Here is a 22095-nt window from a genome sequence, read left to right on the forward strand (position 1 = left end):
CTATAGCGCACGACCCGGAAAGCCAAGAAAAACCGCGCAGAGGATGATTGACCAGATGACCTACACGCCCCCCAGCACCGACCAGATCCTGGCGCTGCGCGTCAATGCCGGAATGGAGGAGCTTGCCGCCGCCGAACGCTTCGCCGATGCCAGCCCCGACGTCGTGCAGGCCGTGGTGGAAGGCGCCGGCGTCTTCGCGGCAGGCGAATGGGCTCCGCTCAACCGCAAGGGCGATACGGAGGGCGCTCGGATCGTCGAAGGCAAGGTCGTGCTGCCTGAAGGCTTCGCGCAGGCCTATCGCGATTTCGTGGATGCTGGCTGGAATGCGGTTTCGGCGCCCGAAGAGTTCGGCGGACAGGGCCTCCCCCTCTCGCTTGCGGTTGCAGCGCTGGAATGCCTCGGTAGCGCCAACATGGGCTTCTCGCTGCTGCCGATGCTCACGGTAGGCGCGATCGAAGCGCTGATTCACCATGGCAGCGAAGAGCAGCAGCGGCTCTATCTGCCGCGCGTCGTCAGCGGCGAGTGGTCGGGCACGATGAATCTCACGGAACCGCAGGCGGGTTCCGATGTCGGTGCACTGCGCACCACCGCCACGCCGATCGACGATGGCCCCCATGCCGGGAAGTACCGCATCGTCGGCCAGAAGATCTTCATCACCTGGGGCGAACACGAACTGGCCGAGAACATCGTCCATCTCGTTCTTGCCCGCACCCCCGGCGCCCCGGCCGGCTCGCGCGGAATATCGCTGTTCATCGTCCCGAAGTTCCACGTGGAACATGACGGCGCTCTTGGCGCCCGCAACGATCTCAAGGTCGTGAGTCTCGAACACAAGCTGGGCATCCATGCATCGCCCACTTGCGTCATGAGCTATGGCGACAATGGCGAATGCATCGGCGAACTCATCGGTGCGGAGAACGAAGGCCTGCGCTGCATGTTCACGATGATGAACAACGCCCGTATCAATGTCGGCGCGCAAGGCGTCCAGATCGCCGAACGCGCCATGCAGCAGGCCATGGCCTATGCCGGTGAACGGGTGCAGTCCGCCCGCGCCGGTTCGGCAGACAAGACCCCGGTTCCCATTGCCGAGCACCCCGACGTGCGCCGGATGCTCCTGCGCATGCGCGCGCTCACCGAAGGCGGCCGCGCCCTGCTCTATTACGCAACCGGCCAGCTCGACAAGGCAAGCCTCGGCAGTGATCAAGCGCGCTGCGTGCCGAATTGCTGGTGCCGCTGGTGAAGGCATGGTGCACCGATATGGGGGTCGAAGTGGCCGGGATCGGCATACAGGTCCATGGCGGCATGGGCTTCATCGAGGAGACCGGCGCCGCCCAGCATTACCGCGATGCCCGCATCGCCCCGATCTATGAAGGTACCAACGGCATTCAGGCCGCCGATCTGGTTACCCGCAAGCTCGGCATGGAGCGCGGCGGTGTGTTCTTCGCGCTGATGGACGATATCAACGCCTATGCCACGGAGCACGGCGTGCTGGCACTGCAGGAACTCGCCGAGTCTTGCCGTCAGACTGCCGAACACCTGATCGATCCCGGCAGCCTGGACGATCGACTCGCCGCCAGCGTCCCTTTCCTCAACGCCTGCGCCATTGCCGTTGCAGGATGGCAGCTTCGCCGACAGGCCGATGCCCTCCCCTCCGCAGACGTACCCCTTGCTTTCGCAAAGCGGAAAAAGGTGGTCGCCCGGTACTTTATCGAGCATCTGGTGCCCGAAGCCATGGGTGACCTCGCCCAGGCCCAGAAGGGTGCGAGCCTTCTCTACGAACTGACGAGCGAAGAATTGACAGCATGACCGACCAGATCGAAGTTCTCAGCCGCATCGCCCAGGCCCTCGAACGACTGGCGCCGCCCCCTGCCGCGCCAGTGGATTGGCTCGCCCATCCCGCCTACGTCTGGACCGGCGCCGAAGCTCGCGGCGTGGCCGAACTTCTCGCGCCGCCGCTGGACCTGCTGCGCGGCATCGATTCCCAGAAAGAACGCGTGGTCGGCAATGTCGAGCGTCTGGCCGCCGGCTATGCCGCTCACGACATGTTGCTCTGGGGCTCGCGCGGGATGGGCAAGTCCGCTGTGATGCGCGCGTCGATCCGGGCGGCCCAGGCCGCTCATCCGGGCCGCATCGCGCTGGTGCAAGTGGCCCAGGAAGCCCTTCACGGCGTGACCACCCTCTTCGCCCTGCTTGGCAAGGTGGATCGCCAGTTCCTCGTCTTCATCGACGATCTCGGATTCGAGGAGAACGACGGCGCCGGACCGCGCCTGCTGCGTTCGTGGCTGGAGGGCGGCGTCGAGGCTCGGCCGAACAACGTGCGCCTTGCCGTTACGGCCAACCGCCGGGCCATCGTCTCCCGCTCGATGTCCGAGCAGGACGATCCGATCAACACCCGCGACGTGGTGGACGACCGGCTTGCCCTTGCCGATCGGTTCGGACTCTCCATCGGCTTCCACAATTGCGACCAGCCTTCCTACCTCGCGATCATCGAAGGCTATACCCGCCAGTTCGGCCTGGCCTTCGACGAGCATGACGCGCTGGAATGGTCGCGCCGCCGGGGCGCTCGTTCGGGCCGCGTGGCCTGGCAGTATGTTACGGAAGTGGCCGGCCGTGCCGGAAAGGTGATCTGACGGAGCGCTTCGCCGAAGCGCCCGCTTTCTCCTCTATTCATTCTTGCAAAAAGGGGGCCTTTCGGCCCCCTTTTCTTGTTCGCGATCTCGAGGCCCGGTCAGGGCAGCAGCTTGTCGGGCTCCTTCTTGAACCCCGCTTCCAGCCCGCCGACGGCGCCCGGAACCGTGGGGTCCTTGATTTCCTCCAACGGCTTGAGGTGCTCGGTCTCCACAAGCTTGATCGCTTCGGAGGGCTTTGCACCGGGCGACTGCACGCGCCAGATCGTGCCTGCCGTATCGTCGCTCACGAGCAGGCTTCCGGTCTTGTCCCATGCCAGCCAGGTCGGGCGACCATGCGTATGCGAATCGTCCTTGAGGAAGCCGGTAAGCACCGGAACCGGCTTCACGTCCTGCGGATTGCCGTTGGCGTCGAACGGCACGAAGACCACGTCGTAGCCCACGGCAGGGCGGCGATTCCAGGAACCGTGGCGAGCGATGAAGGCCCCGTTCGCGAACCTGGTGCCCATGAGGTTGCCGCCATTGGCAAAGACCATGCCGAGCACGCTGGCATGAGCGCCCATCGCATATTCGGGCTTGCGGGTATATTCGAGCATGTAGGTCTGCATCGGCCACTGGACACGCTCATCGAACGTCGTCTTCCAGTAGACCCAGGGCCAACCATACTGCGCGCCCACCGGGACATTGGTGAAATAGTCAGGCACGAGATCCGGGCCGAGCATGTCGCGCTCCTGCACCGTGGCCCACATCTCTCCCGTCGAAGGGTTCCAGCCCAGTCCATTGGGATTGCGCATCCCGGCCGCGAACTGGCGCCGACGGCCGGTATCGATATCGATCTCCCAGATTGCGGCGCGCCCGGTTTCGGCTTCCATCCCGTCATCGGCGATATTGGTTGCGGAACCGACGGTGACATAGAGCTGCTTGCCGTCCTGGCTCAGAAGCAGGTTGCGCATCCAGTGGTTGCCGCCTGCAGGCAGGTCCATCAGCTTGCGAAGGGGCTTTCCGTCGAGCCTGGTGGCGCCGGGCTGGAAGGCGAATTCAAGAACCTGGTCGTGATTGGCGATGTAGAGCCGGCCGTTCTGATAGGCCATCCCGGAAGGCGAATGCATGTCCTGGCTGCGGAAGTCGAAGCGCTGCTCCGCCTTCCCGTCGCCATCGGCATCGCGCAGCAGGACGATCTTGTCAGGCGAAGCCTCACCGGCGCGACCTTGTTGAACATCCAGCCCATCACCATGCCGGTCAACCCCTTGGGCTTGTTGCCGGCAGGCGCATTGGTTTCCGTGACCAGCACGTCGCCATTGGGCAGAGTCAGCATGGTGCGGGGGTGATCGAGCCCTTCGGCGAAGCGTGCCACGGCCAGGCCCTGCCCTGCCTTGGGTGCCTCATTGGCAGCCCAGCCCACGGTTTCGACCAGCTTCACGCTGGGAATCCATTGCGGATCAGGCTCTACCAGCTTGGGGTCCTTGCCCACCGTGTCACTGAACGGCAGGTCGGACGTGTTGGAGTACTGGGCCCAGGCGATCACCCCGACAATGGCGAGGATGACGACAACGAGGGCTAGGGCGACTTTCGTGAGGATCGAGCGCATGAAGCTGAAATAAGCCGGTGGCGCCTAGGCGGCAACAAGGACTTGGAGTAACGGATGCGTCATGTACGACTTTGCTCCCCGGGGCGACCAGCCCAAGCCCGAACTCTACGCCGATCTCGCCGCCGCCGCCCGCGCGCTTGTCGAAGGCGAGCCTGACGGCATCGCCAACATGGCGAACCTCGCCGCGCTGATCTGGCAGTTTGTGCCCGATCTCAATTGGGCCGGATTCTATCGCAACCTGCAGGACGAACTGGTTCTTGGGCCTTTCGTGGGCAAGCCCGCCTGCATTCGCATTCCGTTTGGCCAAGGCGTCTGCGGCGCAGCTGCCGCAAGCGGCGAGACTCAGGTCGTGCCGGACGTCCACGCCTTCCCCGGCCACATCGCCTGTGACGCCGACAGCCGCTCCGAACTCGTGGTGCCGGTGATCCGCGAAGGACGCGTGATAGCGGTTATCGATCTGGACAGCCCGACCGCCGGCCGCTTCGATGAAGCCGATGCGGCGGGGATGCAGACACTCGCCGGGATCGTCGCCAACGCCATCTGATCATTGCCCTGCCCCGAAACGGGACAGGGAAGACCGATACTTGGTTTTTCGCGCATCGCGATGCTAAATTTTGCGTTAACGAATGGACTTTGATCCTCCGTCGTTCGCGAAAGGGTGCATCCGATGCGTAACACTTTCTGCGCCGCCACCATCGCGGCGCTCAGCCTGCTTGCCTCGCCCGTCTCCGCGCGCGATGCATCCCAGGATCTTCCCCGCTATGTCCCGGTGCCCGCACCTTATGGCAGCGCGCAAGCGCAGCCGGGCTTCGACCCGGCGGCACGGGACGCCTGGCTCGCGGATTGCCGCCAGCGCGTGGGATCGCGCGATTCGGGTGTTGGCGGCGCAATGATTGGCGGCGCCATCGGCGGATTGGCCGGTAATCGCATCGCCGGACGGGGCAATCGCGCTGTGGGAACGATCGCCGGAGCCGCAGTGGGGGCCGTGGCCGGTGCCGCGATCGACAAGTCGGAAGATCGTGGCCGTGCCCGCGACGAATGCGAAGCCTATCTCGACGATTATTACGCGCGCTATACACAGAGCGCGGGCACCTATGGCGGCTACGGTGCCGGCTATGCCTATCCCGCGAATGCACCCTCCTATGGCTACGCCGCGCAGGGATGCTGCATGATCCAACCGGTCGCGATGGTTCCCGTCGCGCAGCCGCAATGCACCGAAACCGTTGAATACGTCTACGAGGACGTCCCCGTGCGTCCTGCCCGTCGCACGATCCCTCGCCGCGCCAAAGCAGTGCCTGACAAGCGGGTGAAGATCACGCCGACGAGTTAAGAGAAAGGCGCTGTGCGGGCCTACCCCGCACAGCGCCTTGATACGTTCATGCCTGAAGCGGCAGCGTCGCTCAGATAGCGCCGCCGGTGAGGCGCTGGCAGATGAGATCGAGCTGATCCAGCGTGGCGTAACGAATCGTCACCGTGCCGGACTTCGGATCGGCATCGGCATTGATCTTCACCGGCAGCCCCAGGAACTCCTCAAGATGCCCCTGAACAGCTGCGATATCCGCGTCGTCATGTGAACTGCGCGCGGCGCGTGCACGACGCGGCGCAACATCTCCGCGTGCCTTCTTCCGAACCAGCTTCTCGATCTCGCGCACGGACATCTGCTTGGCGATGGCCGATTCGGCGATTTCCTCTGCATCGTCGCAGCCGATCAGCGCGCGGGCATGGCCCATCGACAGGTTGCCCTTCTCGACCATCGAGATGACACCGTCCGGCAACGCAAGCAGGCGCTGGAAGTTCGCAACGTGGCTGCGGCTCTTGTCGACCATGCGGGCGATCTCGGCCTGAGTCATACCCTCGAATTCGGCAAGGCGATTGTACGCCCGCGCTTCTTCGATGGGATTGAGATCCTCTCGCTGAAGGTTCTCGATCAGGGCCAGGGCCATGACCTCGCGCTCGGTCAGTTCGCGGACGAGCGCCGGAATCTCGTGAAGCTGCGCCTTCTGGGCGGCACGCCAGCGGCGTTCGCCTGCGACGAGCTGGTACCGGCCGTTGTCCATCGGACGCACGATGATGGGCTGGATAACCCCGCGATGCGCGATCGATGCGGCCAGTTCTTCCAGCGCCTCTTCGTCGAAGATGCGGCGCGGCTGATCGGGGTGCGGCGTGATGTCGGCAATGGCCAGCACGGCAAGGTCCCCTGCCCGTGGCAACGGCGGCCGGCCATCGGCGCTCGGAGAGCCAAGCGGCTCTTCACGGCGCGTTTCACCCAGGAGCGCACCGAGACCGCGTCCCAACCCCTTGGGCTTCTGCTTTGGAGCGGCTGCGGCAGCCACCGGATTCTGGGCGGGGGGTACGCTGATGCGCACGATGGAATCGTCGTTCATGCCGCTTTCCTCTTTTCGGGCAGTCGGGTGATAAGTTCGCGCGCCAGGGCCATGTAGGCTCGGCTACCGGCACAGGCATGATCGTAGATCAATGCCGGAACACCGTGGCTGGGCGCTTCGGAAAGGCGCACGTTACGCGGGATGGTGGTTTCGAAGACAAGCTGCCCAAGGCACGAGCGCACATCCTCCGAAACCTGATCTGTCAGGCGGTTACGGCGATCGAACATGGTCAGCGCAATGCCGATAATACCCAGATCCGGGTTGAAACGCTGCTGAACCCGCTCCACCGTCTGGAGAAGCTGACTGAGCCCTTCAAGAGCAAAGAACTCGCACTGGAGCGGTACCAGCAGGGTATCGGCTGCGGTAAGCGCGTTGAGAGTGAGCAGGCCCAGCGACGGCGGGCAATCGATCAGACAGACATCGTAGCCAAGGTCGCCTCGCAAGGCGTTCCGCAGGCGATTGGCACGGTCGTCCGCGTTCACCAGTTCGACTTCGGCGCCAGAGAGATCGACCGTGGCTGCCAGAAGATCGAGGCCCGGAATCTTGGTCGGCATCACGCAATCCGCCACCCGCACCCGGTCAACCAGAACGTCATAGGAAGTTCGGTCGCGCTCGGAAGCCGATACACCAATCCCGGTAGAGGCATTGCCCTGCGGATCGAGGTCGATCAGCAGGGTATTCCAACCGGTTGCAGCCAGCGCGGTCGCGACGTTGATCGCGGTCGTGGTCTTCCCGACTCCGCCCTTCTGGTTGGCGATGGCGATACGGATCACTTGGTCATACCCTTCCTGTCAGCCAGGGTGCCGACAATGATGCCTGCCTGCGGGTCCGTCAGGGACTGTTCCACGTGGAACATGTGCCGCCACTTGCGAAGGTCGTCCAATTCTTGCTTTGCCGACCGCCCCTTCGGCAACAGCCAAACAGTGTCGCTTGTGGAAAAACGAGCGGATAATGTCAGAAGCTTTTCCAATGGCGCAAATGCGCGTGCGGAAATGACGCCCACGGGAACGGATTCGACAAGTTCGAGTCGCTGGCCGACTACACGTGCCTTTTCCAGCCCCATCGCGATTCGAGCCCGGTCGAGCCATTCGATTCGCCGATTGCGCGATTCAACCATGACCACTTCGCATTCGGGCCGAAGTGCCGCGATTACCAGTCCGGGGAAGCCTGCACCGGTGCCAAGATCCAGCCAAGGCGATGTTCCACGTGGAACATGTGGCAGCAACTGGGCACTGTCCACGATATGGCGCAGCCAGACCTGATCGAGGCTGGCAGCCGATACGAGGTTCTGCTGGCGGTTCTCCTCCACCAGCATTGCGACCAGCGTTTCCAGACGCACCCATGCATCGTCATCACATTCGGGAAGGGCGCGGAGCCAGTCCCTTGCTTCGTCTTCGGTAGTTATCACGCCGCCTCCCTGCGGGCATGGACCAGCAACGCTGCCAGCGCTGCCGGAGTGATTCCGGGTATCCGTCCGGCCGCTGCCAGAGTTGCGGGACGCGCCTTGGTCAGCCGTTCGACCATCTCGCGCGAAAGTCCGGCGATCTCGGCGTAAGGGAAATTCTCGGGCAAAGGTAGAGACTCGCTGGCGCGAAGTTCGCGCAACTCACGCTCCTGCCGCTCGAGATAGGGCGCGTAAGCCGCATCCTCGACCATCTCCTCGACCAGAGTCTCATCACCCAGCAAGCCCTCGTCGATCCAGGGAGACAGGCCGTCAAGGTCCACACCGCCGAAGCGCAGCCATTCACGGATCGGCAAGCGGCCGATATCGACGCGGACCGGCAATCCCGCGTTGGCGAGATCGTTGGCGGAAACCGTCGCATCAAAAGCCTCGTCGATGCGCGCTCTCGCTTCGAGCCTCGCATCGAACCACGCCTGACGCTCGGCCCCGGCAGCTCCGATCTCGATCGCGAGAGGAGTAAGACGCGTCGTGGCATTGTTGGCGCGCAGACGAAGCCGATACTCGGCGCGCGCTGTCAGCATACGATAGGGTTCGCTCACGCCTTGCAGGGTGAGGTCGTCGATCATCACCGCCATGTAGCTGTTCGCACGGTCCAACGCGGGACCATCGCGGCCGAGCACGACCGAAGCGGCGTGCATGCCTGCAACCAGCCCCTGCGCCGCCGCCTCTTCGTAGCCGGTGGTGCCATTGATCTGCCCGGCACAGTAGACTCCGGGGATGTCGCGAATTTCCAGGCTCGTCCGCAAGGCGCGCGGATCGATATGGTCATACTCCACCGCATACCCCGGCACGACCATCTCGACCCGTTCCAGTCCTTCCATCGTGCGCAGCATCTGAAGCTGCACATCGGCAGGCAGCGAGGTGCTTACGCCATTGGGATAGACGAGCGGGTTATCGAGCCCTTCCGGCTCAAGAAAGATCTGATGGCCATCCCGATCGGCGAACCGGTGAATCTTGTCCTCGATCGATGGACAATACCGCGGCCCCTGCGCGCCGATGGCACCGGTGAAGAGCGGCGAGCGATGAAGGTTTTCGCGGATGACGTCATGCGTGCGCGGGTTGGTCCGGGTGATCGCGCAGAAAACCTGCGGGACGGTGCGCCCCCGCCCCATCGCCGACATCGTCCAGTCTTCGCCATCGGACGGCTGCTCATCGAGACGAGCCCAGTCGATGGTTCGCCCGTCAAGACGCGGCGGGGTACCCGTCTTCAGACGCGCCATCGGCAGCGCCGCATCCCTGAGCTGCGCCGCCAGCCTCTGCGCGGAGGCCTCTCCTATACGTCCGCCCGTAAGCCGTTCCTCTCCCCGGAAAAGGGTTCCGCCGAGGAACGTGCCGGTGCAAACAACCACGGCCCGCGCGTCAAGCCGGGTGCCGTCGGCAAGATCGATGCCGACTGCCCTGCCCTGCTCAAGGACCAGCGCGGACGCTTCGCCGGCAACAAGAGTCAGGTCACCCTGCTCCTTCAGAAGCCGGTGAATCGCCGCCCGGAACAGTTTGCGGTCGGCCTGGACGCGCGGCCCTTGAACCGCACTCCCCTTCGAGCGATTGAGCATCCGGTAATGGATCGCGGCGGCATCGGCAGCGCGCGCAATCAACCCGTCGAAGGCATCGACCTCCCGCACGAGATGGCCCTTGCCCAGTCCGCCAATGGCCGGATTGCAGCTCATGGCCCCAACCGCGTCGAGATCGAAGCTCACCAGTGCGACACGCGCACCCATGCGCGCGGCGACAGCAGCCGCCTCGCAGCCGGCATGACCGCCGCCGATCACGATTACGTCGAAAGAATGCATGGCCCACGCGCTTACCCGAAGCGATGACTCCCGTCAAAGCGCCTCGAATGTTTCACGTGGAACATGCCTCATTTGCCGATACAGAAACGTCCGAACAAGGCATCCAGCATGTCCTCCGTCGTCGCCCGGCCGATCAACGCGTCAAAGCTCAATCGGGCCAGCCGTAGTGCCTCGGCCACCAGCAGTGGATCGCTCTCCTGCGCGGCTGCTCCGATTGCCCGTTCGGCTTCAGCCACAAGCGCATACTGCCGCCGGTTGAGTGCGGCTTCACCGGGACGAGGCATCGCCTTCGAGGCCGTTTCGATGAGATCGCGGCGGAGGTCGTCGACCCCCTCCCCCGTGACCGCCGAAACGCGGTGACGGGGTGCCCGCTTCTGTTCCACGTGAAACACGTCAGCACGGGCGGCGATCTCCCAGCAGCCGTCCGGACCTTCCTGTTCCGGCCCAAGCCAGAGCACGAGGTCCGCCCGGTCCAGTTCGGCCCGCGCCCGCGAAATACCGATCGCTTCGATCTCGTCTCCGGTCTCATCGCGAAGGCCCGCCGTATCGCCGAAGACGAAAGGAACGCCGCCGAGCGAGACAACCCGGGTCAATACGTCCCGCGTCGTGCCGGCGTGGGGAGAGGTGATCGCTGCGTCATCCTCGACCAGCGCATTGAACAGGGTGCTCTTCCCGGCATTCGGCGGCCCGGCAAGAACGACCCGAAAACCTTCCCGCAGCACTTCTGCACGCGGCCGCGAAAGCCAGCCCGCCAGTTCGCCGCGCAGCATGGCGAGACCGGCGAGAAAGTCCTGCGGAAGATCGGAAACGTCGTCTTCGTCACCAAAGTCGAGCACGGCTTCCACCGAAGCAGACGCGCGCAACACACGCTCACGCCAGGCTTCTACCTCAAGCGAAAATGCCCCTCCCGCCATCGCAAGCGCGCTGCGACGCTGAAGCTCGGTTTCCGCCGAAAGCAGATCGGCCAGACCCTCCGCCTCGGCCAGATCGATGCGCCCATTGGCAAAGGCACGGCGCGTAAACTCGCCCGGAACCGCTCGCCGCAAGCCGGGCACGTCGGATAGCGCGGCTTCGACCGCTGCCACCACGGCCCTGCCGCCATGCAGATGAAGTTCGGCAAGGTCTTCGCCGGTAGCCGTGGCCGATCCGGGAAACCACAGTATCAGGGCCTGGTCGAGTATGGTGCCATCGGCACCGCGCAGCCGCCGATAGCTGGCGCGGCGCGGATCGGGCAGCGAGCCAGCCAAAGCGACAAGCGCCGCCCCCGCGTCAGGTCCGCTGATGCGGACTACGCCGATGGCGGCAGGAGGAGAACCGCTGGAAAGCGCGAAAATCGTGTCGGGCATAAAGCCCGCTACCGCAGAGCCGTCCCGAGGTGAACCCCCGGACGACGCCCAGGCTCTAGCTATCCTTCTTCGGCTTGCTGCCGCTCATCGCCATGGCAGCACCGCTTTCAAGGAATTGCTGGAACAGCTTGAGCCCGAACTGTCCCATAGGCGCAACCTGCTTGGTCAGTTCCTGGAGCTGGTCGAAATTGCCCACGCCCTGCATGGCCTTGGCCAGCGCGTCCACATAGACCTCGTTGGCCTTGGTGACGTCGGGTAGACCGAGGAACCGCCGGGCCTCTTCAGGCGAGCATTCGACCTCGACATTGACCTTCATCCCGGCCTCCCTTTTGGAATTTCTGTACCTTGCGTGACACATGGCGATGGCAAAGTCCATCGCTCGTGCCTACCCTCGACCTAAACGCATATCGGGGCCAAAAGGCTTCGAGAGTGCATTTCCCAGGAGAGTCTCCCATGACCAATACAGACATCCCGACGCTCGACGGCGACGGCATGATCCCCGCCTATATCGCTCGCCCCGAAGGCACGCCGCGCGGTGCGATCATCGTCCAGCAGGAAATCTTCGGCGTCGATGCCGGCATCCGCCAGAAGGCGGATAGCTGGGCCGCCAAGGGCTACCTCACCGTCGCGCCGGACACCTTCTGGCGCCAGAAGCCCGGCATCGAACTGAGCCCCTATGTCGAGGAGGAATTCAACCAGGCCATCGGCCACATGATGGCCCATGACTTCGATCTCGGAATCCGCGACCTTGAGGCGGTGATCCACTGGATCCGCCGCGAGGAAGGCGTGCCGAAGATCGGGCTTGTCGGTTTCTGCATGGGTGGCCGCATTGCCTACATGGTTGCCGCCCGTACCGACATCGATGCCTCGGTCGGCTACTATGGCGTGATGATCGACCAGATGCTGAACGAGAAGCATGCGATCGCCCGTCCGCTCATGCTGCACATCCCCACCGCCGATCACTTCGTGGACGCCGCCGCGCAGAAGGCGATCCACGAAGGGCTGGACGATCATCCGCGCGTCACCCTGTGGGACTACGAAGGCCTGGACCACGGCTTCGCCGCCGAAATCGGCGCCCGCCGCGACGAAGCCGGCGCAGCGCTCGCCGATGGACGAACCGAGGCCTTCTTCGCGGAGCATATCGGTTAAGCCGATGACGGTGGCCCCGCGCTATGCCGTGCCGCTTGCAGTCGTGACTCTCACGGCCCTGAGCTGGCTCGTTCCGTCATGGCGCTGGGCGCTGGTGCTGATGGTGCCGGTCCTGATGCTGACCCTCTGGGACTTCGTTCAGGACCGCCACGCACTCCGGCGAAACTATCCGCTGATTGCGCGCGTGCGCTGGCTGTTCGAGGACTTGCGGCCCTATCTGCGCGCCTATGTCGTCGAGGGAGACCGCGAAGGCCGCCCCTTCACCATCGAGGAGCGCAGCCTTGTCTATGCGCGTGCCAAGGGTGACATATCCTCGCACCCGATGGGCACTGAGCTCGATGTCTATTCCGACGAATACGAATGGCTCGGCCATTCGATCGCACCGAACGAAAAAGCGCCTGAATCATGGCGCGTGAAGATCGGGGGCGACCAGTGCGCGAAGCCTTACGAGAGCGCGCTGCTCAATATTTCGGCCATGAGCTTCGGCTCGCTTTCGGCCAATGCCATCGAAGCGCTCAACAAGGGTGCCGCGCTGGGCGGCTTCGCGCATGACACCGGCGAAGGATCGATCAGCCGCTACCACCGCACTTATGGCGGCGATCTGATCTGGGAACTGGGCAGCGGCTACTTCGGATGCCGTCACAAGGATGGCAGCTTCGATCCGGATCTCTTCGCAGAGCAGGCGCAGAGCGATCAGGTCAAGATGGTCGAGATCAAGCTGAGCCAGGGCGCCAAGCCCGGCCACGGCGGCGTACTGCCCGGCCCCAAGGTCACGCCCGAGATCGCCGAGGCCCGCAAGGTCGAAGTCGGCGAGGATTGCCTGTCGCCCGCGGCCCATTCCGCATTTTCAACGCCCATCGAACTGCTCCAGTGGCTCGAACAGCTGCGCAAACTTTCGGGTGGCAAACCTGCAGGCATGAAGCTCTGTGTCGGCCAACCGCATGAAGTCATGGCGCTGGTCAAGGCCATGCTGGAAACCGGAATCACACCGGACTTCATAGTTGTGGACGGTGCCGAGGGCGGGACCGGCGCCGCGCCGCAGGAACTTACCGACAATGTCGGCATGCCGCTGCGGGAAGGGCTGACGCTGATGCGCAATGCCCTTGTGGGTGCCAACCTGAAGGACAGGATCCGCCTCGGCGCTTCGGGCAAGGTCCATTCCGGTGCCGGCATGGCCCGTGCCTTCGCGCTGGGGGCGGACTGGTGCAATGCCGCCCGCGCCTTCATGTTCTCGCTCGGCTGCGTGCAATCGATGAAATGCCACACCGGCGAATGTCCAACCGGCGTTGCCACCCAGGTCGCCTGGCGCCAGCGCGGACTCGTGGTCGAGGATAAGGCGGAACGCGTTGCCCGGTTCCAGAAGGAAACATTGAAATCCCTCCGCGAGATTGTCGTCGCCATGGGCTATGACAGTCCCTGGGGCCTCAACCAGCACGACATGTACCAGCGGATAGACAGCGCCAAGGCCGGACCACTGGACGAAGTGTACCGTTTCCTGAAACCCGGCGAACTGCTCGCCGACCCCGAATCCACCCCCTACGCTCGCGCCTGGAACGTCGCCCGGGCGGACACGTTCAGACGCGTGTTCTGAACGCAAATTCCAAGGACTTGCCGACATGACCACCGGATACAGGATGATCGCCCGAAGCCATGGCGGCCCCGAAGTGATCGAGCGGGAGGATTTCGACGTCCCCTGCCCCGGTCCCGGCGAATTGCTGATCGAGACCGAAGCGGTCGGACTCAACTTCATCGACACTTACTACCGCAAGGGACTCTATGCCGACCCGTTGCCGATCAAGCTCGGATCGGAAAGCGTCGGAAGGATCATCGCGCTTGGCGCCGACGTGGCCGGCTTTTCGCCGGGTGAGCGTGTCGGCACGACTTATGCCGGCGGGGCCTATGCCACGCACCGCATTGTGAAGGCGGCGAAGGCCATGCCCATCCCCGACACGATCGCTCCGGAGATTGCGGCAGCCGTCATGCTCAAGGGACTCACCGCCTGCTATCTCGCGGAAGAGACATATGCCGCCGGAAAGGGCGATGTCGCACTGGTGCATTCGGCGGCCGGGGGAGTCGGTTCGCTACTGGTGCCATGGCTGCTGGATAAAGGCGCAACCGTGATCGCCCACTCGGGCAGCGCCGAAAAGGCGGCGCAGGTTCCAGGCGAGCACTCCCTCCATTGCGATTTCAGCGAATTGCCCGAAGCCATCCGCGAGATCACCAGGGGCGAGATGTGCCATGTGGTCTATGACGGCGTCGGCGCGGCATCCTGGTCCGCATCGCTCGCTTCGCTCCGCAAGCGCGGATTCATGGTGACTTACGGAAATGCCTCGGGACCGGTTCCCGCGATTGCGCCGCTGGACCTGATGAAAGCGGGATCGATCTACCTCACCCGCCCTACCCTTGCCGACTACATTGCCACGCCGGAGCAGCTCGCCGTCAGCGCAGGGAAACTGTTCGACCGGATCGCCGCCGGGATTCTCAGGCCCCATATCGGCCAGACCTACCGCTTGGAGGATGCAGCCGAGGCCCACCGCGCGCTGGAGAGCCGGGCTACCACAGGGTCCACAGTACTGGTGCCTTGAACGAATTGGAGAGCCTGTGAGACGCAATCGTCTCCGGAACATCGATCAAAGAGAAAAGGGCCCGGATTTCCGGGCCCTTTTCATTCGTCAGATCAGCGTGATGATCCCAAGCTGCGGGTCTACCCACCCCTCATAGATCATCTTTGCCGCCACATAGAGGATCACCGCAAGGCCGATCCAGGCTATCCAGCGATAGCGTTCGATGTAGCGCGCAATGAAGTTCGCGGCGACGCCCATGAGGGCCACTGCGAAGACCAGGCCCACGATCAGGATGCCGGGATGATCGCGCGCCGCGCCGGCTACGCCGAGCACATTGTCGATCGACATCGAGATGTCCGCCACCGCAACCGAGATTGCCGCTCCGGCAAAGCTCTTGGCAGGCTTGAGGCCGGAACTCTCGTCACCCTCGATTTCCGGTGAGCCGGGGGAATGTTCACCGCCGTGAAGCTCGCGGTACATCTTCCACGCGACCCAGAGCAGCAGCAATCCGCCAGCGAAGATGAGCCCGACAAGGCCGAGCAGCCAGGTCACGACAAGCGCGAAACCGATGCGCAGCACCAACGCTGCGATCACGCCGATGGCGATGACCTTCTTGCGCTGGTCGGCAGGAAGCCCCGCTGCCAGTGCGCCGACGACGATGGCATTGTCGCCCGCCAATACCACGTCGATCATAAGCACCTGAAGGAACGCCGACATGGCTGCCGGCGTCCCAAGGTTCGAGAAATCGTTGACGATATGCTGCCAGATCTCCGCCGGACCTCCCATCGAGGAGGTAGCGACAAGTGTCTGCAGGATGCTCAAGCCGGGACTCCCCGCTTACTGGTTCATCGTCGAGAAGAAGTCCTCGTTGGTCTTCGAGTCCTTCATCTTGTCGAGCAGGAACTCCATCGCATCGACGGTGCCCATCTGCATGAGAATACGGCGAAGGACCCACATCTTGGTGAGCTGGTCCTTGGGAACCAGCAGCTCTTCCTTGCGGGTGCCCGACTTGCCGACATCGAGCGCCGGGAAGATGCGCTTGTCCGCCACCTTGCGATCAAGGACGATTTCCGAGTTACCGGTGCCCTTGAACTCTTCGAAGATGACTTCGTCCATGCGGCTGCCGGTGTCGATCAGGGCCGTAGCGATGATCGAGAGCGAACCGCCCTCCTCGATGTTGCGCGCGGCGCCGAAGAAGCGCTTGGGGCGCTGCAGGGCGTTGGCGTCGACACCACCGGTCAGCACCTTGCCCGAGCTGGGCACCACGGTGTTGTAGGCGCGGCCGAGACGGGTGATCGAGTCCAGCAGGATCACGACGTCGCGCTTGTGCTCGACGAGGCGCTTGGCCTTCTCGATCACCATTTCGGCGACCTGGACGTGGCGCTGGGCGGGTTCGTCGAAGGTGGAGGAGATGACCTCGCCCTTCACCGAGCGCTGCATGTCGGTGACTTCTTCAGGGCGCTCGTCGACGAGCAGCACGAGAAGGAAGACTTCCGGATGGTTGTCGGTGATGGCCTTGGCCATGTTCTGCAGCAGCACGGTCTTGCCGGTGCGCGGCGGCGCCACAATCAGGGCGCGCTGGCCCTTGCCCTGCGGCGAAATGAGATCGATCACGCGGGCCGACTTGTCCTTGACCGTGGGGTCGAGGCTGTCGAGCTTCAGGCGCTGATCGGGATAGAGCGGCGTCAGGTTGTCGAAGTTGACGCGGTGGCGCACCACGTCGGGATCGTCGAAGTTGACGCTGATGAGTTTGGTGATGGCGAAGTAACGCTCGCCGTCGCGGGGAGCACGGATCTCGCCTTCGACGGTATCGCCGGTGCGCAGGCCCCATTTACGGACCTGGTTGGGCGAGACGTAGATATCGTCGGGACCGGCAAGATAGTTCGCCTCGGGGCTGCGCAGGAAGCCGAAGCCATCGGTGAGAACCTCTATGGTGCCCTGCCCGATGATTTCCTCACCGTCTTCAGCCACTTCCTTGAGGATGGCGAACATGAGGTCCTGTCGGCGCAGCGTCGACGCGCCTTCCACGCCGAGTTCCTCGGCCATTTCGACCAGATCGGCCGACGTTTTCTTCTTGAGTTCTTTAAGGTGCATCTTGTCTGGATTCCGGATGGAAAATGGGTGTCGGCCGGCGGGATCGTTGGGCTTGGGGAAAGCGGATCCGGGCAAGCGAAAGGGCTCGCCGCCCTGTGCCGGAACAAGGCTCAGATAAGCTCTGGGCAGCTTTGGGTCAACGAGTCATCTGCGGGACGGCGTGTGGCCGGGCTGAATCGAGATTCCCGCAGTGCCCGAGCGGCAAGTGATGCTTTCGGACGACGAATCGCCCGATCGTCAGAACGGCTTCACGACCACCAGAATGACGATCACTACTGCTGCAAGTCCGGGAATTTCATTGAGCAGGCGCAGTTTCCGGCCAGTCAGCGGCCGTTCGCCCTTTGCCAGCTTCTTGCCGTAACCGACCAGCCACCCATGGTAGCCCGACAGGCCCAGTACGAAGAGCAGCTTGGCATGAAGCCAGCCTTCGCTCCATGCCCCCATCGCCGAGGCGGTGGCGATGCCGAGCACCCATACCAGGACCAGCGACGGGGTGAGGATGATCTTGCGAAGCTTGGATTCGCGATCGATCCAGCGCGCTTCTTCGGCCGAGCCGGGCTCTGATTCCTGATGGTAGACGAAATAGCGCGGCAGCATGAACAGGCCGGCCATCCAGAAGATCACGAAAATGACGTGTCCGGCCTTGAGCCAGAGATAAAGCATGGAAAGCACTTCCTGCATGGGCAGCACGAGTCTCGATGAATCCGGAAGGCGACCTCCTGCACGCTCGCCCGGATTCGGGCAAGCCGATTCCGGGGCGAGTCAGGCGGTTGGTCGTTTTGGCGAGGATTCTACCGCGACCAGGCGCGCACGATGCCGAGCAGCCGCTCGACATTTTCGATCGGCGTGAACTGGCCGATGCCGTGTCCGAGATTGAAGACATGCGGCCGGTCGGCGAAAGCATCGAGCACGCGGCGAGTCTGAATCTCGAGATCGTTCCCACCCGAAAGCAGGAGAAGCGGATCGAGATTCCCTTGCACTGGAAGCCCGGCGGGAAGCTGTCTCGCCGCCCAGACCGGGTCTATCGTTTCATCGATTCCGACCGCGTCGACTCCGGTTTCACGGGCGTATGCCGGTAATTTTTCGCCGGCCCCCTTTGGGAATCCGATGACCGGAGTCTCGGGATGGCGCGCTTTCATCTCGGATACGATCTTCGCATTGGGGGCAATGACCCAACGTTCGAATTGGGCGGGAGAGAGCGATCCGGCCCATGAATCGAAGAGCTGGACGGCTTCCGCTCCGGCTTCGATCTGGCCGCTGAGATATTCGACAGTCACCCCCACGATAGCCTGGATGATAGCCTCGAACGCCTCAGGGTCGCGATAGGCCATTGCCCGCGTCTCATGCTGATCGCGGCTGCCTTCGCCTGCGCACATGTAGGTTGCGACAGTCCACGGACTTCCGGCGAAGCCGAGCATGGTCTTGTCGGATTCGAGTCCGGCGCGGACCTTGCGTACGGTTTCGTAGATGGGAGTCAGGCGCTCGGGAACCGCGGTGAGATTCACCAGCGCGTGATCGACCAGGCGTGGAGTGAGCTTTGGGCCTTCACCGGCAAGGAACTGCAGATCCTGCCCCATCGCGTAAGGGACGATGAGGATGTCCGAGAAGAGGATCGCGCCGTCGAATCCGAAGCGGCGGATGGGCTGGAGCGTAATTTCGGCCGCAGCGTCGGTATCATAGACGAGCGCGAGGAATCCGCCCTTTTCGGCGCGAAGGGCGCGGTATTCGGGAAGGTATCTTCCGGCCTGGCGCATCAGCCAGATCGGGCGCTTGCTCGTGTTCGTTCCGCGCAGGTTTTCGAGAAGGAGGCCAGGCATCGAGATTCAGGTCCGATCAAAAAAATAAAGATTCTTAGAAGGATGATGGAGTCTGTTGGTCCTGTGGATATCGGGGACGATTGAATCTTGCCCGAATTATTCCACGGTGAACAGGTTCAAATCTGCGGAGCGACTCTCGATGGAGTCTGAGTCAAAGACTCTTTATCCCTGTTACCCACAGGGTGTGATTTGGATTTGAATCATGTTCGCAAGTCTGCCCGTTGAATCGGTTCAATGGGGAGGAAACCCGGGATCCGAGTTGTCACCAGACCAGTCCCGTGGTTTATGCCCGGACGTATCCACAGGCCCCGGCGCCCTGCCGGCCGCCTTCCGCGAAAGACCCTGGAAAAGCCTCGCATGGCGCGATTTCACCTTCATTTGCTCTCGGATTCCACCGGCGAAACGCTCGAGATGATCGCGAAGGCGGCCCTCGCCCAGTTCGACGATTCAGACGTCCTGCGACATTTCTGGCCGATGGTCCGTTCACAGCAGCACCTAGACAGGATCATGGGCGAGATCGCCGCCAATCCTGGACTCGTCTTCTTCACCCTGGTGAACGAGGAAACGCGGGGAAGGCTGGAAGAACGCTGTCAGATTCTCGGCCTGCCGGCGATTGCCGTGCTGGATGGCGTGACGGATGCGCTGGAAGCCCTGCTCGGCCAGGAAGCCAAGGGGCGGCCCGGCCGCCAGCATCGGCTGGACGATGCCTATTTCGCGCGTGTCGATGCGATTCAGTTCACCATCGCCCATGACGACGGGATCGCCTGGGAGGAATGGGAAGAAGCGGATATCCTGCTGGCGGGCGTATCGCGCACCAGCAAGACGCCCACTTCGATCTATCTTGCCAATCGCGGATACAAGGTCGCCAATATCCCGATCGTGGTCGAAAGTCCGCCGCCTGCGGCCCTGTTCGGGCTCAAGCGGCCGATGGTCGTCGGGCTTACCACCGCGCCCGACCGGCTGATTCAAATCCGTCGCAACCGCCTGCTCTCGCTCAGCCAGTCTCCCGATACCGACTACGTGAAGACCGATAGGGTCGAGGATGAGCTGAAATATGCGCGGCGCATGTTCGCCGACAATTCCTGGCCGGTGATCGACGTGACCCGCCGTTCCATCGAGGAAACGGCGGCGGCGATCATCAATCTCTATAACGAGCGCAGGGCTTCGGGCCTGCAAGGCCCGCTTGGCCCCAAGCCCATCTGAATCCGCCGAATCTGAATCTCAGGAAAACCGTCGATGATCGTCCTCGCGTCCCAGAGCGCCTCGCGGCGCGCCATGCTTGAAGCCGCCGCCATTCCTTTCCGCGCGCAACCCGCCCACGTCGACGAGCGGGCACTGGAAGCGGAGCTGTCCGGCGCGGCGCCGGCCGAGATTGCGCTCGCCCTTGCCAAGGCCAAGGCGCTCGCGGTTTCGGCGGCGCGCCCGGCCAGCTTGTGCTCGGCAGTGATTCCCTCGTCGAATGTGGCGGCCGCCGGTTCGACAAGCCGGAAAGTCGCGAATATGCGGCGGAGCACCTGCGCTACTTTTCGGGCAAGATCATGAATCTCCACAGTGCGGCCGCACTCGCGCGCGACGGCGAAGTGATCTGGGCGGAGGATGCGGTTGCTTCGCTGCATGTGGTCGAGATGTCGGCGCCCTTCATCGCCGAATATCTCGATGCGGAATGGCCCGAAGTTGCCGGCTGTGTCGGCGTATTCCGCATCGAGGCGCGCGGCGTGCAGCTTTTCGAAGCGGTCGAGGGGGACTATTTCACCATTCTCGGCATGCCGCTGCTCAAGGTGCAGGCGGCGCTGCGCCGCCTCGGAGAAATCGCGAAATGAGCCTGCCTTATGCCGAAGTGATCGGCGACCCCATTGTCCAGTCGAAGTCGCCGATGATTCACGGATTCTGGCTCGAAAAGCTGGGAATCGAAGGACGCTACGATCGTCATCGCGTGCCCGCCGACGGGCTCGCCGCCTATCTGGCCGAGCGTCGTCTCGATGCCGACTGGCGCGGCTGCAACGTCACCATGCCGCACAAGCTGGAGATTCTGCCGCTGCTGGACCGGCTCGATCCCCTTGCCGCGAAGATCGGCGCGGTGAACACCGTCGTGCGGGAGCAGGACGGGACTCTGACCGGTTACAACACCGATGCTCCGGGCTTCCTCGAGCCCCTGCGGGAGCGTCTCGAAGAAACGCACCTGTTCCGCATGGCGCGGATTCTCGGCACGGGCGGTGCCTCGCGCGCGATCGTCGCGGCGCTGGCGGAAAAGGGATTCGTGATCGTGCTCGCCGGCCGCGATCCGGCCAAGGCGCAGACGATGCTCGACGAACTCACCACGCAGAGCGATCATCACGCCATCGATCTCTCCCACTTCGCCGAAGCCACCGATTTTGCCTTCGATGATCGCGAACGGTGTTTCGACGTGATCGTCAACGCCAGCCCGCTGGGCATGACCGGACAGCCGCCGCTCGCCTTCGACCTGTCGCATGCTCCGCCGCGCAGCGTTGCCTACGATATCGTCACCAGCCCCCTCGATACGCCGTTCCTGAAAGCCGCGCGCGAAGCTGGCTTCGACACGGTGGACGGTCTGGCGATGTTGATCGGCCAGGCCGATATCGCCTTCACCCATTTCTTCGGTGAGACACCGCCGCGCGAGCATGATTCCGAATTGCGCGAGCGCCTGCTGACATGACTCGGATGGTCCTAGGGCTCACCGGGTCGATCGGCATGGGAAAGTCCACGGTGGCGACCATGTTTCGTGAACTGGGAGTGCCGGTCTTCGATGCCGATGCCGCCGTTCACGAGCTTCAGGGACCGGACGGCGCGCTCCTGCCCGCGATCGAGGCGGCGTTTCCGGGAACGACCGGCCCCGGCGGGGTGGAGCGGCAGAAGCTGGGCGCTGCCGTTTTCGGAAACAAGGATGCTCTTTCCCGGCTGGAAGGCATCGTCCACCCTGCCGTTGCGGCGATGCGCGAGCAGTTCCTGAGCGATTACGGCGCGAGTCCGCTGATCGTCTTCGACATTCCGCTGCTCTATGAAAAAGGCGGCCATCGGGGCCTTGGCGCGGTGGCGGTCGTGTCGGCCCCGGCGGAGACTCAACGCGAGCGCGTGCTGGCACGGCCGGGCATGACGGAAGACAGGTTCGAGCAGATTCTCGGCCTTCAGGTTCCCGATGCCGAGAAGCGGGCGCGCGCCGACTTTATCATCGATACCGGCACGTCGCTGGCGGAAACCCGCGATCAGGTGGAGCGCATCGTACATGCGTTGACCGAGTCAGAATAATCGCCTTCAGGGC

Annotated in this window: 19 protein-coding genes and 3 pseudogenes; 11 read left to right on the top strand and 11 right to left on the bottom strand. The window is 63.5% G+C overall.

Annotation, left to right across the window (positions count from 1 at the left end; genetic code table 11):
* The first annotated feature begins 55 nt into the window (after positions 1–55).
* Together ADT71_RS28265 and ADT71_RS28270 are read left to right on the top strand one after the other, a co-directional pair.
* A pseudogene (locus ADT71_RS28265) lies at positions 56–1803 on the top strand (acyl-CoA dehydrogenase).
* Entirely contained in the window at positions 1800–2627 is an 828-nt protein-coding gene (locus tag ADT71_RS28270; protein WP_054442046.1) for a DUF815 domain-containing protein, read from the top strand. Before ADT71_RS28265 ends, ADT71_RS28270 begins: the two are co-directional and overlap by 4 nt.
* Positions 2628–2725: 98 nt before the next feature.
* Here ADT71_RS28270 and ADT71_RS36125 read toward each other — a convergent pair.
* Positions 2726–4212: pseudogene (locus ADT71_RS36125) on the bottom strand (sorbosone dehydrogenase family protein).
* Positions 4213–4273: 61 nt separating this feature from the next.
* Here ADT71_RS36125 and ADT71_RS28280 point away from each other — a divergent pair.
* Together ADT71_RS28280 and ADT71_RS28285 are read left to right on the top strand one after the other, a co-directional pair.
* A complete protein-coding gene (locus ADT71_RS28280) occupies positions 4274–4756 on the top strand; it encodes a GAF domain-containing protein (protein WP_054442047.1) in 483 nt (160 codons plus the stop codon).
* Positions 4757–4879: 123 nt separating this feature from the next.
* On the top strand, positions 4880–5542 hold the full coding sequence (locus ADT71_RS28285; protein WP_054442048.1) for a glycine zipper 2TM domain-containing protein: 663 nt from the start codon (positions 4880–4882) through the stop codon (positions 5540–5542).
* A 70-nt stretch (positions 5543–5612) separates the two neighbouring features.
* On the opposite strand, the gene ADT71_RS28290 is transcribed toward ADT71_RS28285, so the two are convergent.
* The 6 genes from ADT71_RS28290 to ADT71_RS28315 all read right to left on the bottom strand — a co-directional run bounded on the left by ADT71_RS28290 (position 5613) and on the right by ADT71_RS28315 (position 11510).
* Positions 5613–6596, bottom strand: coding sequence for a ParB/RepB/Spo0J family partition protein (locus tag ADT71_RS28290; RefSeq protein ID WP_054442049.1), 984 nt, complete (start codon positions 6594–6596; stop codon positions 5613–5615).
* Entirely contained in the window at positions 6593–7369 is a 777-nt protein-coding gene (locus ADT71_RS28295) for a ParA family protein (RefSeq protein ID WP_054442050.1), read from the bottom strand. Before ADT71_RS28295 ends, ADT71_RS28290 begins: the two co-directional genes overlap by 4 nt.
* Positions 7366–8004: a 16S rRNA (guanine(527)-N(7))-methyltransferase RsmG gene (rsmG, locus tag ADT71_RS28300; RefSeq protein ID WP_054442051.1), complete on the bottom strand. Its 639-nt coding sequence runs from the start codon at positions 8002–8004 to the stop codon at positions 7366–7368. The genes ADT71_RS28295 and rsmG overlap by 4 nt, the downstream gene beginning before the upstream one ends.
* Positions 8001–9848, bottom strand: coding sequence for a tRNA uridine-5-carboxymethylaminomethyl(34) synthesis enzyme MnmG (mnmG, locus tag ADT71_RS28305; RefSeq protein WP_054442052.1), 1848 nt, complete (start codon positions 9846–9848; stop codon positions 8001–8003). Before mnmG ends, rsmG begins: the two co-directional genes overlap by 4 nt.
* Positions 9849–9916: 68 nt before the next feature.
* On the bottom strand, positions 9917–11194 hold the full coding sequence (mnmE, locus tag ADT71_RS28310) for a tRNA uridine-5-carboxymethylaminomethyl(34) synthesis GTPase MnmE (RefSeq protein ID WP_054442053.1): 1278 nt from the start codon (positions 11192–11194) through the stop codon (positions 9917–9919).
* Positions 11195–11249: 55 nt separating this feature from the next.
* Entirely contained in the window at positions 11250–11510 is a 261-nt protein-coding gene (locus tag ADT71_RS28315; protein ID WP_054442054.1) for a DUF6489 family protein, read from the bottom strand.
* Between the two features lie 137 nt (positions 11511–11647).
* Between ADT71_RS28315 and ADT71_RS28320 the strand changes: the two genes are divergently transcribed.
* The 3 genes from ADT71_RS28320 to ADT71_RS28330 are packed head-to-tail and all read left to right on the top strand — an operon-like array spanning position 11648 to position 14928.
* A complete protein-coding gene (locus ADT71_RS28320) occupies positions 11648–12343 on the top strand; it encodes a dienelactone hydrolase family protein (protein WP_054442055.1) in 696 nt (231 codons plus the stop codon).
* 4 nt (positions 12344–12347) lie between these two features.
* A complete protein-coding gene (locus ADT71_RS28325; protein ID WP_054442056.1) occupies positions 12348–13934 on the top strand; it encodes an FMN-binding glutamate synthase family protein in 1587 nt (528 codons plus the stop codon).
* Positions 13935–13959: 25 nt separating this feature from the next.
* Entirely contained in the window at positions 13960–14928 is a 969-nt protein-coding gene (locus tag ADT71_RS28330; protein ID WP_197283155.1) for a quinone oxidoreductase, read from the top strand.
* Positions 14929–15015: 87 nt separating this feature from the next.
* On the opposite strand, the gene ADT71_RS28335 is transcribed toward ADT71_RS28330, so the two are convergent.
* The 4 genes from ADT71_RS28335 to hemE all read right to left on the bottom strand — a co-directional run bounded on the left by ADT71_RS28335 (position 15016) and on the right by hemE (position 18818).
* Positions 15016–15693, bottom strand: coding sequence for a TerC family protein (locus ADT71_RS28335; protein WP_132468695.1), 678 nt, complete (start codon positions 15691–15693; stop codon positions 15016–15018).
* Between the two features lie 51 nt (positions 15694–15744).
* Complete coding sequence (rho, locus tag ADT71_RS28340) at positions 15745–17001, bottom strand: transcription termination factor Rho (RefSeq protein ID WP_054442058.1); 1257 nt, start codon at positions 16999–17001, stop codon at positions 15745–15747.
* A 237-nt stretch (positions 17002–17238) separates the two neighbouring features.
* Positions 17239–17664, bottom strand: a complete 426-nt coding sequence (locus ADT71_RS28345; protein WP_369818361.1) for a CopD family protein — start codon at positions 17662–17664, stop codon at positions 17239–17241.
* A gap of 128 nt (positions 17665–17792) precedes the next feature.
* Positions 17793–18818: a uroporphyrinogen decarboxylase gene (gene hemE, locus ADT71_RS28350; protein WP_054442060.1), complete on the bottom strand. Its 1026-nt coding sequence runs from the start codon at positions 18816–18818 to the stop codon at positions 17793–17795.
* 357 nt (positions 18819–19175) lie between these two features.
* Between hemE and ADT71_RS28355 the strand changes: the two genes are divergently transcribed.
* From ADT71_RS28355 to coaE, 4 genes and pseudogenes are all read left to right on the top strand, one after another.
* Positions 19176–20021: a pyruvate, water dikinase regulatory protein gene (locus ADT71_RS28355; protein WP_054442061.1), complete on the top strand. Its 846-nt coding sequence runs from the start codon at positions 19176–19178 to the stop codon at positions 20019–20021.
* Positions 20022–20054: 33 nt separating this feature from the next.
* Positions 20055–20638: pseudogene (locus ADT71_RS28360) on the top strand (Maf family protein).
* Positions 20635–21492 carry a shikimate dehydrogenase gene (locus ADT71_RS28365; protein WP_054442062.1) on the top strand — a complete coding sequence of 286 codons (858 nt, stop codon included), beginning with the start codon at positions 20635–20637 and terminating at the stop codon, positions 21490–21492. Before ADT71_RS28360 ends, ADT71_RS28365 begins: the two are co-directional and overlap by 4 nt.
* Positions 21489–22082 carry a dephospho-CoA kinase gene (gene coaE, locus ADT71_RS28370; protein WP_054442063.1) on the top strand — a complete coding sequence of 198 codons (594 nt, stop codon included), beginning with the start codon at positions 21489–21491 and terminating at the stop codon, positions 22080–22082. The genes ADT71_RS28365 and coaE overlap by 4 nt, the downstream gene beginning before the upstream one ends.
* Positions 22083–22095 lie beyond the last annotated feature (13 nt).

Origin of the sequence: Novosphingobium sp. ST904 (assembly GCF_001298105.1) — a bacterium.
GTDB lineage: Bacteria > Pseudomonadota > Alphaproteobacteria > Sphingomonadales > Sphingomonadaceae > Novosphingobium.